The organism is Bifidobacterium sp. POST2/T3 (B1) (genome assembly GCF_058197115.1).
In genome coordinates this window covers 1-2,396 of the sequence record NZ_JBVPQK010000390.1, presented here as the reverse complement: position 1 = coordinate 2,396, position 2,396 = coordinate 1, and the positions used below count along the sequence as shown (strand labels likewise).

Below are 2,396 nucleotides of genomic sequence, written 5' to 3'. Positions count from 1 at the left end.
GGGCAATGCGATCATCGCTCCTTCGGCTACAAAACGCCTGATCGAACACATGGCCCATGACGTGCCTGCGGCCGGGTCCATGCCATCGGGATCGACCTACCGCGATCCCGAAGTGGACCTGCTCACTGATCGCGAGCTGCAGGTCCTGATTCACATAGCCCAAGGTCTGAGCAACCAGGAGATAGCCGACAATCTGGGGATCTCACTGCCCACAGTGAAAACTCATGTCACTCACATTCTCCAGAAGATCAATGCCCGGGACCGCGTCCAGGCGGTGGTCTTCGCTTACGAAAACCATCTGGTATGAACCTGGACGTCATGCAGCATCAATCGTCACTAAGAGCCTCAATGGGTGAAACCTTGACTGCCTCCCTGGCTGGCAGCACACTGGCTGCCACCGCAGCCAGCAAGGCCACTGGCAGTATCAGCGCAAAAGTCGACCATGGCACGGTGAAGGTCACGGATCCTAGGGGCACAAAGACCTGGTAGGCTCCTATCCATCCGAAGAGCGTTCCTAGAACGATTCCAGCCAGACTGGCTCCCAGGGCTATCATGCAGGCCTCGACTCCCAAGGATCGACGAACCTGGACGCTGCTCATGCCGATTGCCCTGAGCGTGGCAGTCTCACGACGGCGTTCCAGCACCGACATCATCAAAGTGTTGGAAACCCCTATCAGGGCGATAATCACAGCAACGCCCAGCAATGCCACCATGATTGCCAACAAGGAATCGATTGTTTCGCTCCATGTCCTCATTTGCGTCAGCCCTCCGCTCATAGCCATGTCGTCATGCTCTCCTACAGCCTGACGTATGTCATCCAAAAGCAGTGCAGCATCGCGATCTCCCTGCGTCCTAATCCAGATTTCATGCGTCTTGGTGTCAATCCCAGCGACATTCCGGGAGTCCGTGATTGCATAGACGCCACTGTTATCCAGCCCTCCGAATCCGGCGAAGACCCCGGTCAATGTTCTTCTTGCATCTGCTTCCTTTTCACGTTCGTCGTCCGCCTGAGGATCAGCTATCGACAACTTCAGCTGACTTCCATCCCGGTAACCGGAATGCTTGGAAATCGTTCTGGTCGACACCAGTAGCGCATCCGACCTTTGCATACCTGGACCCAGATCGGCATGAAGCACTCGCCTGATCCGTGAAGCATCCAAGGCATAGACAGTCATGGAAGCTTGTGAGGGGCCTCCTGACTCGACCTTGGCATTAAATCGCTGCACCAGCTCTGCATCTGCAACACCTTCGACACGCTCAATGGCCCGCACATTTCTCTTGTTCAGCCCCTGACCAGATATTTCAATATCCACGGAATAACGCTGATCAATATCCTTGAACAAAGTACGTTTAGCGGTTACCGCACCCGTAGCCAAAGTGGAGACCAGAGTTACGCCAATCAGCAGAGCAACACCTGTGGCAGCGACTCGTGAGGGATTTCGAGCGATATTCGCCACTCCGACCCTGCAAGATGGTCCAATCTTGGACACAAGTCTACCCAGGCAACGCAGCAGAGCCGGAATCCATCGACGAGCCCCTATCAACGCACCCAGAAAAATCAGCAAAACACCCAATACCGCGAGACCTAGCAAGAGTTCCTGCTGATTACTGGCCTGGACTGTATTGCCAGAGTTTGTCCTGACTAGCTCGGTGACGCGCCAAGAGGACCAGATCACCAATGCCAGACCAACGGCAGCCAGCAGGATACTGATTCGTAAACCGGCCCGCTTCCTGCTGCCTGGGTCCTGATGATCCACTGGCTGCAGGGCTTCAAGCGGTCTGACCCTGATAGCCGTACGAGTAGACCCAAAGGCAGCCACCAAGGTTGCCAAAACACCGAGCGCAAACGGAACCAGGAGGGCAGCAGGGGTAAGCAAGAGTTCAAGCTTCATTGTGCCCGAATGCAAACCAAAGCAACCGGCAAGGCCCATCAATCCCATGGCCAGCAGGATGCCAATAAAGGACGATATGACGCCAAGGAGCAAAGCCTGTTGCAGCACACTTACCCTGATTTGCCGTCGATCAGCACCAATAATCCTCAGCAGGGCCAGATACCTGCGCTGTCGGGCCACCATGATCTGGAAGGTGTTGGCAATCACCAAGGCAGCAACCACCATGGCCAGCACACCGAAAGTCATGAGGAAGACGGTCATGAAGTCCACACCATTGCCCGTCTGCTCACTGAGCAGTCTGTCCTCCATGGCACCACGGTCCTCCAGCCGGTATCCATCGGGAACGTATCGACTGATGTTTTGCAGAGTGTTTTGGAGTTCCTTGCCTTGGCCGTCAACCAGCAGATAGATGTTTTCCACAGAGGGAGACTCAGGTCCAACCATTCCCGCCATAGTCAGCAGGCGATCAATCCGAGAACCCGTCAGCACCACAGCTCCGCCGAA

The 2,396-nt window shown here is 55.3% G+C and carries 2 protein-coding genes; one reads left to right on the top strand and one right to left on the bottom strand.

Going from position 1 to position 2,396, the window contains the following annotated elements:
- Window positions 1-307: response regulator transcription factor (locus AC0AP0_RS11975; protein ID WP_490430629.1), on the top strand; the 307-nt coding region annotated here is incomplete at its 5' end.
- A gap of 19 nt (window positions 308-326) precedes the next feature.
- Here AC0AP0_RS11975 and AC0AP0_RS11970 read toward each other — a convergent pair.
- Window positions 327-2,396: ABC transporter permease (locus AC0AP0_RS11970; protein WP_490430628.1), on the bottom strand; the 2,070-nt coding region annotated here is incomplete at its 5' end.